Raw genomic sequence first — 13890 nt, 5'->3', positions numbered from 1 at the left:
CCAGTCTGTCTTTGTCGTTTTATGGGTCCTGCGGTAAGGCGTTGCCGCCCGGCCAGGCTTACGGCACCGGTGTCGCCGCGGGCGTACCGGTCTTGAGCGCGGCCTCGCGCCCGCCGAACGACGCGATCAGGCGAGCCTGATCGGCTTTGGCGGCGGCGTCCACGGCCTCGGGATCGAGCAGCGCGCGCAGGTTCGCCTCGAAGCGGGCGAGTACGGGTGCGTACGCGGGGTCGGCGGCCACGTCGTTCAGTTCTTCGGGGTCGCGTTCGAGATCGAACAACTCGGGGCGCATGCCCACGTAGTGGTGATACTTGTAGCGCGCATCGGCGAGCATATAGGCCGCGGTCTCCGAACCCACCGCGTGAAATTCGCTGAACGCGAGCCGCTCCGGCTGCGCGGGCGCGTTCGCGAGTTGCGCGAGCGAGGTGCCCGGGCCTGTCATCAGCGCGGCGGGGCAGCCGGTGACGTCGAGCAGCGTGTTCTGCACGTCGACGAGTGACACCGGCGTTTCGTTGACCGCGCCCGCCGGGATGCCGGGACCGGCCACGATCATCGGCACGCCCGTGGATTCGCGGTACATCAGGCACTTGTTCCACATGCCGCGCTTGCCGAGGTTGTCGCCGTGATCGCTGCTGTAGATGACCGTGGTCGTGTCGTCCAGACCGTGTTCGCGCAGCGCGCCGAGCACCTTGCCCGCCTGCGCGTCCATGAACGACACGAGCGCGAGATAGCACGCCACGGCGAGGCGCCGGCGTGCCTCGCTGCCGATCGCGGAATCGTGGTCCATGTGGCGCGCCTGGCGCTCGACCCACGGGTGCCGCACGTAGCCCGTGGACGGATGCAGCAGCGGCAGATCGAGCGATTCGGGCGGATAGAGATCGAGCCATTCCTGCGGCACGACGAGCGGGAAGTGCGGCGCCACGAGCCCGACGTAAAGCACCCACGGCCGTTCGTCGCGCGCATGCTCGCCGAGCCAGGTCACGGCGGTGTCGGCCACGCGCATGTCGAAGCGGTTGTAACTCGAGGTGCCCGCGCCAATTTTGTCGTAGAGCGGCGAGCGGCCCATGGTCTCAGGCATGGGCTCGCGCACCGAGCCCCACACCTGGCCGATGCCTTCGAGAATATGCACCGCGTGATGCTGCCGATGCAGACCCACGGGCGCGTCTTCCGAGCGGTAATGCAGCTTGCCCACCGACTCGCAGAGCACGCCGTGATCGGCGAGATGATGTGCCCAGCCGCGCGGCACGCCGTCGTAGGCGATCGCGTTGTCCCAGCAGCGGATGTCGTGCACGTGGCGGCCCGTCGCGAGGCTCGCGCGCGCCGGCACGCAGATCGGCGAAGGCGTATAGGCGTTCGGGAAGCGCGTGCCGCGCGCGGCGAGCGCGTCGAGATTCGGGGTGCGGATGAACGGATGGCCCGCGCAGCCCATGAGGCCTTGCTGGTGCTCGTCCGAGAGAATGAAGAGGACGTTGGTGGGTCGCATGATTATGTCGATTGGGGTTTGCGCCGGGCGCTCGCGGCTTCCGGTATCCGGTTGCTGCGGCGCTGTCTCCGTTGCGTCAATGGTGGTACGCTGACGCATAAGACGCAAGTGACAAATTTTGAAAGGCGAATAACTTCTGGTTATGCGCCTAAAGCGGCCTTCCTGCGCGGCTTCGTATTCCGCTTGGCTTCCGGCTTCACCGTTTCTCCTCATCCACTCGCGCGGCCGTCTCTCCATGAATCCCGTCGAACGTTTTTTCGAAGCCGGTCTCAAGCTGAGTCATTTGCGGCTGCTCGCGCTGTTCGACAGCCTCGGGCAGATTCGTCTCGTGGCCGAGCGCCTGAGCATCACGCAACCCGCCGTTTCGAAGCAACTGGCCGATCTCGAAGCGGGGCTTGGCGTGCCCGTGCTCGAACGCGTGGGCAACCGTCTGCGTTTCACCGCCGTGGGCGAAGTGCTGCTGCGGCACGCGCGCGAGGTGTTTCATCAGATCGAGCGGGCGCGCTACGAAGTGGATACGCTCACGAGCGGGCTTTCGGGGCGGATTGCCGTGGGGGCGGTGCCCACCGTGCTGGCGGTGTTCGCGCCCGAACTCGTGCTCGAATTGAAGAAGCGTGCGCCGCACGTGAGCGTGCTGTTCCATGAAGCCACCAGCGACCGGCTGTTCGCCCAGCTCGCCGCGGGCAGCCTGGACATCGTGCTGAGCCGCAACGAGCCGCAGGAAGCGCTGGAGGGGCTCGCCTCGCACGCGTTGCTCGACGATCCCATCGTGATCGTGTGCGGGCGCGATCATCCGCTCGCCGCGCGCCCGGCGCTCAAACGCGCGGACCTCGCCGGTCTGCCGTGGATCTTGCCGCCGCGCGAAGCGCCCACGTATCTCGCGCTCGAGCGCTGGCTGCGCAGCGGCGGTCTCGAGTTACCGGCGGGCTGCGTGCAATCGGTGTCGCTGCAGGCGAACGAAACCATGCTCGGTCTCTATCCCTTTCTCGCGCTGATGCCGCTCACGGTCGCGCGCCGCGGCGTGGCGCAGGGCACGCTCGCGATCCTCGCGCTCAAGGGCGCGCGGTTTCTCGAAACGGTGCGGCTGTATTACAGCGAGGCTTCGCCCAATCCGGTGCTCGCCACCTCGCTCGACTGCGTGGCGGTCGTGAAGGAACGCATTGCGATGTCGTTGAGGGCGTGAGCGGGAGGGTGAAGCCATGCACGGAAAGGTCGGACGCAAAACCGGGCGACACCGAACGCCGCGCTTTATGGCAGCATGCGCGCTTCGGCTCATGCGCTTCGGTCCGGCATGCGCCATTTTTCAGCGAGACCCGCTTCATGTTCCAGCCGCGCCGCCCCGCCGCCCAGGCGCCCACTTTCCGCACCGATCCGGCCACCGCCATCGATCGGCGGCTGGCGTTGCTCGGCATCTACGTCGGCTCGATCTGGGCCGTGTTCATCGTCTCGGCCGTGTTTCCCGGGCTCGAACTCGAACGATACGGCGTGCGGCCGCGCTCGCTCGCGGGCCTCGAAGGCATTCTGTTCGCGCCCTGGCTCCACGCGAATCTCGCGCATATTCTCGCCAACAGTGGCGCGTTGATCGTGCTCGGCTGGCTCACGATGTGGCCGCGTATCAGCGTTTTTTGGGCAGCCACGGCAGGCTCGATGCTGGGCGCCGGGCTGTGCGCCTGGCTGCTCGGCGCGCCTGACAGCGTGCATATCGGCGCGAGTGGCGTGGTGTTCGGTTATGGCGCGTTTCTGGTCGCGCGCGGCTGGTACACGCGCCATCTGCTCTCCGTGCTGGTGGCGCTCGGTGTGGCCGCGACCTATGGCACGAGCATGCTCATGGGCGTGTTGCCCGTGGATCCCGCAATCTCTTGGCAGAGCCATCTCGGCGGCGCGATTGGCGGCCTGATCGCGGCGCGCCTCGTGAGCGCACGCGTACGCAACGCGCGCGAGGTGCAGGGCACCCGGCCGCGGCAATAGCGCGCGGCGGGCGCCGGCATCGTCAGACTTTCTTGCCGGGGTTCGCCAGCAACGCCGAACGGCCGATCACCGCGCGTTCGGTATCGGCCTTGTCCGCGTCGGAAAACCCGGCCGCTTCGATAACGGGCGTGAGCGCCTTGAGCGCCACTTGCGGCTTGGCGCTGCGCAGCGACGCCATGCCTTCGTTCCACGCGTGCAGCATCTGCCGGGCGATCCAGTGCCAGCGCGTGTCGTTTTTCGCCGCTTCGGCGAGGTCTTTGCCCGTCGATACGGCCGAGTCGCACACGGCCTCGACCATCTCGCGATAGCGCTTCGGCGCGATACCTAGCCGCGTGTTGAAGAAGCGCTCGAGCGTCTTGCCGGGTGCCCAGGTTTTGCGCCCGTCGATACTCAAGCCCGGCGGATTGTTCGCGAAGCGCGGATACGCTTGCGTGGTGACGATGTCGTAGGCGGGCGTGTAGACGACGTCGTCGATATGCGCATAGAGCAGGGCGATGTTCTTCGCGTGGCAGTCCGCGTTACGCACGACGTAGTTGGTGATGAGCTGCCAGCCGAGTTGCTCCGCTTCGCGCCGCCAGACCGCCGCACCGATGTACGGTTTGGTCGCGTTGAGAACCTGTTCGGTGGACGGGCGATACTTCTCGTGCGGCGGCAGGCCGAGCAGGCTGCACGCGTCTTCCACGCCGAACGCGGGCTGGCCGTTCGCATCGACGTCGAAGCGGTCCACGACCAGCACCCGGCCGTCGTCCGACATGGTGGTGTTGGCGACGCGCGCCACGCCGAGTCGCGCGAGCACCTGCATCGAGTAATGCTCGTTGAGGCCGAGAAAGGGCGTTTGCTCGTCGGAGCCCTTGATGATGTGCCGGCTCGTGCGCAGCGTCTGCTTGCCCACGGGCGTTTGCACCGGCGAGCGTTCCGGCGCCAGGAATTTGGGCACCGCGCCGGAGATGGCGGCGCGCGCGTAATAGCGCACGAGTTCCGCGAACTGCGCGGTGCTGATGTCGTCGTGGAGCAGGCTCTTCAGATCGAGCGGATCCAGCACGCCGCCCGGCGCGCCGTCTTCGGGAACCACCGTGACCCGACCGATGCCCGCGCCCCCGATCACGGCGAGCAGCGAAAGATCCGTGCCGTCCAGGTAGGGGCCGAATTCGTCGCGAATCACCTGCAGGAGAAAACCCTCCGGCAGGTTCTGGCGGAAGAACGGATGCAGATCGCGCGGCCACACCCACGCGTCTTCGCGCACCGGCATGGCAAGGCTGATGAAGTCGCCGGCGTTGGCGTCGGCGGTGTAGCGCAACGCGTAGGCGTCGGCTTGACGATAAAGATCGGCAACGCGCTTGCCTTGGGCGTAGACATGGAGGCGCACGTTATTGCTCCCCGGCGTTGCGCTGCTCGGTCAACACGTCGTCGAGCGTGCGCCGGTGGCCGCGCTTGACGGTGCGCAGATCGTATCCGGCCGCTTCGAGCAGCCGGGCGAGCGCCGAAACGCTCATGTCGCCGCGTGCGAGCGTTTCCATGCGTGCGAGCGTCGAGCGCGCGACGCCGGCGCGATCCGCCAGTTCCTGCTGCGAAAGACCGGCCTCGCGACGGGCCTCGCGCAGCATGTCGCCAACATCCGCCAATGTGGTCATCGGTAGCCTCTGGGCATCAGAAAACAGGATACTGAGGTGAATTGTAGCCCGAGTGCTACAAAATGCTGGCGTAATTTGTGGCCTTTGGGCTACATAAATGGCGATGATGGCGAGTTTTGTAGCCCATGGGCTACATCCGCGCGAAATGACGACGACACGTTCAACGCAACCTGACTCGTGACATCGACGAAAACCGGGCGTAGAATATGATCTTCATCATATTTTTTGCCGCTACCGTGCCGCGTTCGTCGTCCGCCTCTACCACCCAGCCTGCGCTCAGCAAGAAGGAAGCGACGCACGAGCGCATCCTCGAGGTCGCTTCGCGCGCGCTGCGCCGCCATGGGCTCGATGGCGTGGGCGTCGCCGACGTGATGAAGGAAGCGGGCCTCACGCACGGCGGTTTCTACGCGCATTTCGAATCCCGCGAAGCCTTGCTGGCCGAAGCGCTGGCGCGCGTGCGGCGCGACATGGCGGCGGTTATCGCGCGGCGTGTCGCGCAGCAGCGGGCCGGGCAGCGGAGCGCGTTCCGCGTGTTGATCGAAAGCTATCTGGCCAGCGCGAATTTGTCGGCGTTCGAAACGGCCTGCCCGGTTGCGGCGCTCGGGTCGGAACTGGCGCGTTGCACGCAGCCCGGGCCGCAACGCTCGGACACGCTGCAAACCGCCGCGCGCGATCTCGCCACCGATCTGATTGGCGGCGTGCGCAAGGCGCTGCCCGAAGCGGTGCCGGCCACAGCCGCGCCGGTTATCGCCAGTACGCTCGTGGGCGCCTTGCAGTTGGCGCGCATGCTCGCCGACCAACCCAAGGAAGCCGAGGCGGTGCTGGCGAGCGCGCGTAGCGCCCTGTTGAATCAGTACGACGTTCCCGCTTGCGGGAACTGACCACCCGAGGCGCGCCACTCCCGCCGGACAGCGCGCTTTTTTATCCGCCGAAATATGACGATCATCATATTTTGACTCGTTTTTGACTGACTCAGGAGTGCATCATGAAGATCCAGGACTCGGTTGTTTTCATCACGGGCGCCAATCGCGGTATTGGCGCGGCGTTCGCCAAAGCGCTGCTCGCGCGCGGCGCGAAAAAGGTCTACGCGGGCGCGCGCGATCCCGACAGTGTGACGCTGCCCGGCGTGGTACCGGTGCGGCTCGACGTCACGAACGACGCCGATGTCGCGGCGGCCGCGGCCCAATGCCAGGACGTGACGCTGGTCATCAACAACGCCGGCATTGCGCGCTATGGCGCGTTCCTCGCCGAGCAGGCCGCGGACCTCGTTCGCGAGCAGCTCGAAACGAACTTCTTCGGCGTGCTGCGCGTGAGTCAGGCGTTTGCGCCGGTGCTCGCGGCGAACGGCGGCGGCGCGCTGGTCAACGTGCTTTCGGTGGCGTCGTGGATCAATCGTTCGCTGCTGGCGGGCTACGGCGCGACGAAGTCCGCGGCCTGGGCGCTGACGAACGGGCTGCGCTCCGAACTGCAGGAGCAGGGCACCCAGGTGCTCGCGCTGCATATGGGTTTCGTGGCCACGGATTTAACCCGGGATCTGGACGTGCCCAAGCAAACGCCGGAGGCGATCGTGGCGGCGGCGCTCGATGCGCTGGAAGCCGGTGCAAGCGAAGTGATGGCCGACGAGATGACGCGCAAGGTCAAGGCCGGACTCTCCGCGACGCCGGCGAGCTACATGGCGTTGCCGCAGGTTTGACTGCCGCGCGAGCGCGTCGCGTCGTTGTCGCGGTTTTCCCGGCTCGTGTCCCGTTTCCTTGTCGGGGCGAGCCGCCGGAGCGCGACGTGCGTCGCTCTCGACGATGCTCGCCGCGCACAGGATCAAGCTTCAGGAGTAGCGAAAGTCCTTGAACAGCTGCATCAAACCGTCGGGATTGACCGGCTTCACGAGATGATGATCGAAGCCCGCGTCTTTCGCGCGCGTGAGATCCTCCGGTTGTCCGTAGCCGGTGATGGCCACCAGTTTCACCGCGGACATGGCGGGGATCGCTTTCAGGCGGCGCGCGACCTCGTAGCCATCCATGCCAGGCAGGCCGATGTCCAGCAAGACCACCTCCGGTTGCTGCAACTTGCATTGATCCAGCGCGCTCGGGCCGTCGTTCGCCGTGCGGGTCTGGTGGCCTTTCATCTCGAGCAAGGCGGCAAGCGAATCGGCCGCATCGACATTGTCGTCGACAACCAGCACCTCGAGTGAGAAGCGCTGCGTGGCTTCCACGCGCGCGGGCGAATCGCTCGTGCCGGGTGAGAGCAAAACCGGCAGCCGGACACGGATCGTCGTTCCGAATCCGAGCCCCCGGCTGTGCGCTTCGACGCTCCCCTCATGCATGCTCACCAGCGAGCGCACGACGGAAAGACCGATTCCGAGCCCCCCTTGAGCGCGGTCGAGTGCCCGATACGATTGCGAAAACAATTCGAAGATTTTGGGCAGCTCGTCGTCGGCGATCCCGCTGCCGTTGTCTTCCACGCTGACGAGCACGTGCCCCGCGTCCACCGACGCGCGTATGGCGATCTGGCCGCCGTCGGGCGTGTACTTGGCCGCGTTGTCCAGCAGGTTGCCGAATACCTGCGCCATGCGAGTCGGGTCGGCGTCGAGGAACACCGGCGCGTCGGGCAGGTGCAGGCTGAGCGTGTGGCAGCGCGAATCGAGTGCCGATCGGGCCGCGTCCGCCACCGCAACGAGAATCGGCCCCAGCTCGACCGTGCCGCGTTTGAGCGTGACCTTGCCGGTCGTGATCCGCGAGACGTCCATCAGGTCTTCGAGCAACTCCGAAAGATGCTGGCTCTGGCGCGCGATCATCTCCGCCGCCCACTGGATCTTTTGGGGCAGGTCGTTGTCGGTTTGGCGAATCAGTTCGGCGGCGTTGCGTATCGGTGCGAGCGGGTTGCGCAACTCGTGGGCGAGCATCGCCAGAAAGTCGTCCTTCTGCCGTGCGGCGGCGAGGAGCCGCTCGTTGGCCGCGGCGCGCTCCGCGATCATCGCGCGCGCCTGGTATTGGCGGCGGCGCGCGCGCTGGGCGCTGAGCGCGGCGCTGATCAAGGCCTCGCTGCTCACGGGGCGTTCTATCAGCATGACGTTGCCGAGGGCCTGCAGGCGGCGTCCGTCGGCCGTGGGAATGCCCTTTTTGCCATTGCCCATCAGCAGGATGAACGGCAGGTCCGACCATGGCGGTTGCAGGCTCAACCATGCGTCGAGCGATTCCAGCGCATTGGTGTCCAACGCTTCGTCGACGATCAGCACGCAGGCGGCACCTTCGCCCAGGCGCGCCATGAGCGCCGCGATACTTTCGCAGATGACGCATTCGATGGCCTGACGCGCGAGCACGCGCTCGACGATCTGGGCATCGCGCCCGAGCGGAGCGACTACGAGAATGCGCTCTTCCATGGGCATCTCCTCAGTCGTCCGGATTCTGCTCGAGCAGTGCGTGCGTCCCGCGATAGGACGGCAAGCCCGTCAGCACGCCTTCGAAATCGCCTAGCGGTTCGCCCACGCGCAGCCCGCCGGAGTCGATGCGGAATTCGCGTATGGTGCGCTCGTGCGCGCTGGTGCGGCTTTTGAGCACGGCGAGCGCGGACAGCACTTGTCCCGCGCTTTCGAAGAAGCGGAAGAGCAGCAGGGAATCGCTGAGGTAGCTGAGGTCGATTTCCGACGCCACGTTGCCGATCAGCCCGTGCTGACCGAGCACCAGCAGCGTGATGACGCCTTGCTGATTCAGATAACTCAGCAATTCGTGCATTTGCAACAACAGGTAGCGATGCCCCGGCATCGCCTGGATGTAGGCGTTAAGGCTATCGATCACCACCATCGACGCGCCATCGCGTTCGACCGCCTCGCGGACGAGGGTCGCGAACTGGCCTGGCGACATCTCGGCGGGGTCGATCTGCTGGATCGAAAGTTGACCGCTTTCGATGAAGTCGTCGAGCGCCATGTCGAGCTTTCTCGAGCGCGAGAGCAGGGTGCCGAGCGTCTCGTCGAAAAGCAGATACTTAACCGGGCGGCCGGATTGCAGCAAGCTCAGCGCACACCGTACCGCGGTGGTCGTCTTGCCCGCTCCCGAAGGACCGACCAGCAGCGTATTGGTGCCGGGAACGAGGCCGCCGCCCAGCAGCGCGTCCAGTTCGGCAACCCCGGTCGTCTGCGTCGCGTTGTCGAACTGACGAAAATGCGAAGCGGCGACGAGGCGCGGATACACCGTGATGCCACCCGTATCGAGCCGGAAGTCATGGTAGCCGCTGGCGAACGCGATCCCGCGCATCTTGACGATCCGCAGCCTGCGCGGATCCGTGCCGTATTCCTGGGTCACATGATCGAGTTCGATCACGCCGTGCGTGATGCTGTGCAACTGCAGATCGCCGGGCTGAGACGTCTTGTCGTCGAGCAACCACACCGTGCAGCCCTGGGTGGCGAAAAACTGCTTCAAGGCGAGCACCTGGCGCCGGTATTTCAGCGCATCCTGGGCGAGCAGGCGCAGTTCGGACAGACTGTCGAAAACGACGCGGCGCGGGCGAAGCGCGGTGACCTGGCGCTTGACTTCCTCGATGGTCTCACCCAGTTCGACCTCCGAAGAATGAAGGATCGACTGGTTGGCGTCGGCGCCCAGGCCTTCTTCGCCGACCAGTTCGTGAATGGCGAGGCCATCGAGCGACCACTTGTGCGAGGCCGCGACGGTGCGTAGCTCCGCGGCCGTTTCGGACAGCGTGATGTAGAGGCCGGGTTCGCCGCGGCGCATGCCGTCAAGCAGAAAGTGCAGGCCGAGGGTAGTTTTTCCCGCACCGGGCACGCCCTCGATCAGATAGACGCGATTGGCAACGAGCCCGCCGTTGAGCAGATCATCCAGTCCGGCGACGCCCGTCGATATGCGCTCGGGCATATCCGCTTCAACGGCGTCTCGGGGGGCCTTGGCTTCCATTGCGCTCTCCTCCATAAATGGCAATAAAGCGAGTAAGCAATCGACATGCCAGCCGGCCCGGCGGGTAGTCAGGGCTTGCGGGGTGGGGGCACGCGTGCCTTGCGAGCACGGGGCGCGCGCCGCTTTCATGAGAAATCGCGTTCATGACTGCCTCCCGACCCAAGGCATCGGGCGCCCAAACATTCAAGATAAATAGTTGACCGAGCGAAATTGTTTGCGATAACATCCGCAAAAATGTTTGCGCAATCATTTTACGGCCAGACCCGGCTCGTGGTGCAGCGCATGGAAACCGGAGCATCGCCACGCCAGCCAGGCTCAAGGCGAGATGCGGACAAACAGGAGACATCGTGTACGTAACCAGCAATGGAGGGGCGGCTTCGCCCGTTTCGAACGCGTTCAAGAGCTTTTTGACTTCACGGGAGGCGGGCGTACTGGCCGCGGTGATCTGCCTGTGCGTGCTGTTCGCGTTTTCGAGTCCGGTCTTTCTGACCAGCGTCAATATCCTCAACCTGCTGCGCCAGATCTCGTTGCTGGGCGTGCTCGCGATCGGCGCGACCTATGTGCTGATCATCTCCGAAGTCGATCTCTCGGTGGGTTCGCTCTACGGTTTTTCGGGGATGGCCGCGGGCATGATGCTGGTTCACGGCACGCCCGAAATCGTGGTGATCTTCGCGACCTTGATACTCGGCGTGCTGTTTGGCGTGCTCAACGGCGCCATCACCGTGATGGGCCGCATTCCTTCGTTCATCACGACGCTCGGCACGCTCTATCTGATTCGCGGCGCGACGCTGGTCATGAGCAACGGCATGTCCGTTTCGCTTCCCGACGACCGCCCGATCGCCCCGATCATCACCGCCATCGCGCAGGGCAGCCTGTTCGGCCATCTGTCCAACCAGGTGCTCGTGCTGATCGTGATCGCCGTGCTCGGCTACGCATTGCTGCACCGGACCACGTTCGGCTTCCACATCTTCGCGGTGGGTGGGAATGCGCGGGCTGCGCGCATCGTCGGCGTGCCGGTCGCGCGCACCAAGATTCTGGCGTTCGCGCTGGCAGGCGGCCTGGCCGCTTTTGCCGGCACGATCAATCTCGGCTTCCTGGAAAACGTGCAGGCCGTGACCGGCTCCGGCATGGAACTGGACGTGATCGCCGCCGTGATTATCGGCGGCACGCGGCTGGGCGGCGGCGAAGGTTCCGTGGTCGGCACGCTGCTGGGCGTGTTGCTGATCGGCGTGGTGCGAGACGGGCTGATTCTGCTCGGTGTGACGCCGTTCTGGCAAACGACGCTGATTGGTGTCGTCGTGCTCGTCGCCGCGTTGATCGGAGGTGTGACATCGGCGAAGAAATAACGCAAAGCAATGACGCAACGAAATAACGACTGCATCCAATAACAAGGAGACAACATGAAATTCGTATCGAAATGCATGGTGGCGCTGTCGACGACCTTCGCGCTGATGTCGGCGGCGCACGCGGCAACGCCGGCGGACAGCTTCCAGCTTTCGCCGCGCATCAAGGCTCAAGCAGCCGCCAAGGCGAAACCGACTTTCGTGATTTCGTACCACGATCCGGCGCTGTCCGTAGCGGTGCCGATGCGCAAAGGCGTGGCCGCCGCCGCGAAGGAACTGAACGTCAACGCGGTCTTCACCGGTCCCGTGGGCGGCGGCGCCGAGAAGCAGGTCGCCGAACTCGAAAACTGGATCACGAAGGGCGTGGACGGCATTGCGGTGTCGTCGTCGTCGACCGACGCGCTCGCGCCGGTCATCAACAAGGCGATCGCGGCCGGCATTCCCGTCGTCACCTTCAATACCGACAACCCCGCGTCCAACCGGCTGACCTTCGTCGGGCAGGATCTCGCCTACTCGGGCGTGGTGATGGGCGACACGCTCGTCAAGCACATGGGGCAGAAGGGCAAGGTGCTGGTGTTCACCGTGGACGCCGCCGCCGAGTGGTCGAAGGACCGCGAGAAGGGCCTGCGCCAGGCGCTCGCCAAGTACCCGGGCATTTCCATCGTCGGCCTGGTCAATACGACCAACGAACCGCAGCAGATCTACGCGGCGATCGAAAACGCGATGCTCGCGCATCAGGACGTGAACGGGATCGTTTCGCTCGACTGCTGCAGCTTCCCGGCCATCGGGCAGTACCTCAAGCGCAATGGCCTGGGCGGCAAGATTCCGGTGGTGGGTTCGGATCTGCTGCCGCAGACCAAGGAGTTGATCAAGAACAAGGTGCTGACCGCGACGATCTCGCAGAACCCGCAGCGCCAGGGGCATGACGCGGTCGTCGTGCTGAACCAGATCTACACCGGCGGCAAGATGCCCGACCCGCATACGGATACCGGCGTGCAGGTGATCGACACCTCGAACGTGGATCAACATGCTGCCGAATAAGCCGCACGATCCGTCACCGGCCGGTGCGGCGGCCACGGCGCTGCACCTGAAGTCGATCGGCAAGGCGTTCGGCAGTTTCTGGGCGCTGCGCGAGGTCAGCATCGACTTCGCGGCCGGCGAGGTGCACGCGCTGCTCGGCGAGAACGGCGCGGGCAAATCGACGCTGATCAAGCTGATCGCCGGCGTCCATGCGCCGACCGAAGGCGGCCTGTTCGACGAAGCGGGCACGCCGCTGAATCTCGTGACGCCGCGCGATGCGCTGAACGCCGGTATCGGCGTGGTGCACCAGGAACTCGACCTGTTCGACAACCTGACGGTGGCCGAGAACATCGCGCTGGGGATCGAGGACAGCGGCCTCGCGAAGCCCTCGAAGCGCGACATGCATACGCGCGCCGCCAGGGCGCTCGCCGAACTGCGCGTCGGGACGATTTCGCCCGAAGCCCGGGTCGGCCAGCTTTCCACTTCCGACAAGCAACTGGTCGCGATCGCCAAGGTGCTGACCTGGAAGGCGCGCATCATCATCTTCGACGAACCGACCTCCGCGTTGAACGCCGCCGAAGCGGCGCGTCTGTTGCAGACCGTCGCGCATCTGAAGGAGTCGGGTGTCGCGGTGATCTACGTGTCGCACAAGCTCGCCGAAATTTTCACGATCGCCGATCGCATCTCGGTGATCCGCGACGGGCGTCTGGTCGCGAATGGCCCGGCACACGATTTCAGCCACGAAACGGTGGTCGAAGCGATGCTCGGGCGCAATCCCGCCGAGCTGTTTCCCGGCCGGCACGCGAAGGCCGCCACCACGCCGCCGTTGTTGACGGTGACCGATCTCGTGGGCCAGCGTCTTCAGGGCGCCTCGCTGACCGTGCGCCAAGGCGAGATCGTCGCGCTCGCCGGGCTGCCGGACGCGGGGCCTTCGGATCTGCTGCAGCATGTTTTCGGCTTGCAAAGGGCGAAGCGCGGCCGCGTGGAAATCGCTGGCCGGCAGGTGCGGCGTTTGTCTTCGCGCGAGGCGATCCGTCACGGCCTCGGCTATCTGCCGGCGGATCGCTTACTCGACGGCATCCTGCCGCTGACCAGCGTGCTCGGCAACGCCGAAGCGACCAACCGCGCGATGCACGCGAGCAGCCGGGCCGCGGGCCGTAGCGCGGCATTCGAGAACATCAAGCGGCTCGCCGTGCGCGCTTCGTCGCTGTTCAATCCGATCACGTCGCTCTCCGGCGGCAATCAGCAGAAGACACTGCTGGCGCGCTGGCTCGTGATGAAGCCGAAGGTGCTGATGCTCGACGACCCCACGCGCGGCGTCGACATCGGCGCGAAAGCGGAGATTTACCGCATTCTGCGGCAGATCGCCGACGCCGGTTCGGCGGTGATCTTCACGTCTTCGGATTCGCTGGAACTCGCCAATCTCGCCGACCGCATCGTGCTGTTCCGGCACGGCCGCGTCGCGCACGAATACACCGAACCCGTGACGCACGCCGAACTCGACCGCGCGATCGCCGCCACCCAATAGCCACCCATCAGGGAGA

The 13890-nt window shown here is 65.5% G+C and carries 12 protein-coding genes; 7 read left to right on the top strand and 5 right to left on the bottom strand.

Going from position 1 to position 13890, the window contains the following annotated elements:
• Positions 1 to 58: 58 nt before the first annotated feature.
• The gene (locus FAZ98_RS28105) at positions 59 to 1483 is read right to left on the bottom strand and encodes a sulfatase-like hydrolase/transferase (protein ID WP_158956218.1); all 1425 of its coding nucleotides are present in this window, start codon (positions 1481 to 1483) and stop codon (positions 59 to 61) included.
• A gap of 235 nt (positions 1484 to 1718) precedes the next feature.
• Here FAZ98_RS28105 and FAZ98_RS28100 point away from each other — a divergent pair, with 235 nt between their 5' ends.
• Together FAZ98_RS28100 and FAZ98_RS28095 are read left to right on the top strand one after the other, a co-directional pair.
• On the top strand, positions 1719 to 2666 hold the full coding sequence (locus FAZ98_RS28100) for a LysR family transcriptional regulator (protein WP_158956216.1): 948 nt from the start codon (positions 1719 to 1721) through the stop codon (positions 2664 to 2666).
• 137 nt (positions 2667 to 2803) lie between these two features.
• Positions 2804 to 3451: a rhomboid family intramembrane serine protease gene (locus FAZ98_RS28095; protein ID WP_158956214.1), complete on the top strand. Its 648-nt coding sequence runs from the start codon at positions 2804 to 2806 to the stop codon at positions 3449 to 3451.
• A 22-nt stretch (positions 3452 to 3473) separates the two neighbouring features.
• Here the strand turns inward: FAZ98_RS28095 and FAZ98_RS28090 are convergent, their stop codons facing one another.
• Positions 3474 to 4817, bottom strand: a complete 1344-nt coding sequence (locus FAZ98_RS28090; RefSeq protein WP_158956212.1) for a type II toxin-antitoxin system HipA family toxin — start codon at positions 4815 to 4817, stop codon at positions 3474 to 3476.
• Position 4818: 1 nt separating this feature from the next.
• On the bottom strand, positions 4819 to 5082 hold the full coding sequence (locus FAZ98_RS28085) for a helix-turn-helix domain-containing protein (RefSeq protein WP_158956210.1): 264 nt from the start codon (positions 5080 to 5082) through the stop codon (positions 4819 to 4821).
• Between the two features lie 206 nt (positions 5083 to 5288).
• Here FAZ98_RS28085 and FAZ98_RS28080 point away from each other — a divergent pair, with 206 nt between their 5' ends.
• Together FAZ98_RS28080 and FAZ98_RS28075 are read left to right on the top strand one after the other, a co-directional pair.
• Positions 5289 to 5963: a TetR/AcrR family transcriptional regulator gene (locus tag FAZ98_RS28080; protein WP_158956208.1), complete on the top strand. Its 675-nt coding sequence runs from the start codon at positions 5289 to 5291 to the stop codon at positions 5961 to 5963.
• Positions 5964 to 6067: 104 nt separating this feature from the next.
• Positions 6068 to 6775: an SDR family oxidoreductase gene (locus FAZ98_RS28075; RefSeq protein WP_158956206.1), complete on the top strand. Its 708-nt coding sequence runs from the start codon at positions 6068 to 6070 to the stop codon at positions 6773 to 6775.
• Positions 6776 to 6904: 129 nt separating this feature from the next.
• Here FAZ98_RS28075 and FAZ98_RS28070 read toward each other — a convergent pair whose 3' ends face one another.
• Positions 6905 to 8458: a hybrid sensor histidine kinase/response regulator gene (locus tag FAZ98_RS28070; RefSeq protein WP_158956204.1), complete on the bottom strand. Its 1554-nt coding sequence runs from the start codon at positions 8456 to 8458 to the stop codon at positions 6905 to 6907.
• 10 nt (positions 8459 to 8468) lie between these two features.
• The gene (locus FAZ98_RS28065) at positions 8469 to 9944 is read right to left on the bottom strand and encodes an ATPase domain-containing protein (protein WP_199272460.1); all 1476 of its coding nucleotides are present in this window, start codon (positions 9942 to 9944) and stop codon (positions 8469 to 8471) included.
• Between the two features lie 446 nt (positions 9945 to 10390).
• Here FAZ98_RS28065 and FAZ98_RS28060 point away from each other — a divergent pair, with 446 nt between their 5' ends.
• From FAZ98_RS28060 to FAZ98_RS28050, 3 genes are read left to right on the top strand one after another with little or no spacing between them, the layout of a single operon-like run.
• On the top strand, positions 10391 to 11329 hold the full coding sequence (locus FAZ98_RS28060; protein WP_158956202.1) for an ABC transporter permease: 939 nt from the start codon (positions 10391 to 10393) through the stop codon (positions 11327 to 11329).
• Between the two features lie 54 nt (positions 11330 to 11383).
• Positions 11384 to 12367: a sugar ABC transporter substrate-binding protein gene (locus FAZ98_RS28055; RefSeq protein WP_158956200.1), complete on the top strand. Its 984-nt coding sequence runs from the start codon at positions 11384 to 11386 to the stop codon at positions 12365 to 12367.
• Positions 12354 to 13874, top strand: a complete 1521-nt coding sequence (locus tag FAZ98_RS28050) for a sugar ABC transporter ATP-binding protein (protein WP_158956198.1) — start codon at positions 12354 to 12356, stop codon at positions 13872 to 13874. Before FAZ98_RS28055 ends, FAZ98_RS28050 begins: the two co-directional genes overlap by 14 nt.
• The last annotated feature ends 16 nt before the right edge of the window (positions 13875 to 13890 follow it).

The sequence above is a fragment of the Paraburkholderia acidisoli genome, assembly GCF_009789675.1.
In the GTDB taxonomy this organism is placed as follows: Bacteria; Pseudomonadota; Gammaproteobacteria; order Burkholderiales; family Burkholderiaceae; genus Paraburkholderia; species Paraburkholderia acidisoli.
Note: the sequence above shows the minus strand (reverse complement) of the source record. Positions and strands in the feature narration are given on the sequence as shown.

Coding starts and splice junctions, on each gene's coding strand:
- FAZ98_RS28050 (WP_158956198.1), top strand. CDS start 12,354: ATGCTGCCGAATAAGCCGCACGATCCGTCACCGGCCGGTGCGGCGGCC.
- FAZ98_RS28100 (WP_158956216.1), top strand. CDS start 1,719: ATGAATCCCGTCGAACGTTTTTTCGAAGCCGGTCTCAAGCTGAGTCAT.
- FAZ98_RS28055 (WP_158956200.1), top strand. CDS start 11,384: ATGAAATTCGTATCGAAATGCATGGTGGCGCTGTCGACGACCTTCGCG.
- FAZ98_RS28095 (WP_158956214.1), top strand. CDS start 2,804: ATGTTCCAGCCGCGCCGCCCCGCCGCCCAGGCGCCCACTTTCCGCACC.
- FAZ98_RS28065 (WP_199272460.1), bottom strand. CDS start 9,944: ATGCCCGAGCGCATATCGACGGGCGTCGCCGGACTGGATGATCTGCTC.
- FAZ98_RS28070 (WP_158956204.1), bottom strand. CDS start 8,458: ATGGAAGAGCGCATTCTCGTAGTCGCTCCGCTCGGGCGCGATGCCCAG.
- FAZ98_RS28085 (WP_158956210.1), bottom strand. CDS start 5,082: ATGACCACATTGGCGGATGTTGGCGACATGCTGCGCGAGGCCCGTCGC.
- FAZ98_RS28105 (WP_158956218.1), bottom strand. CDS start 1,483: ATGCGACCCACCAACGTCCTCTTCATTCTCTCGGACGAGCACCAGCAA.
- FAZ98_RS28075 (WP_158956206.1), top strand. CDS start 6,068: ATGAAGATCCAGGACTCGGTTGTTTTCATCACGGGCGCCAATCGCGGT.
- FAZ98_RS28080 (WP_158956208.1), top strand. CDS start 5,289: ATGATCTTCATCATATTTTTTGCCGCTACCGTGCCGCGTTCGTCGTCC.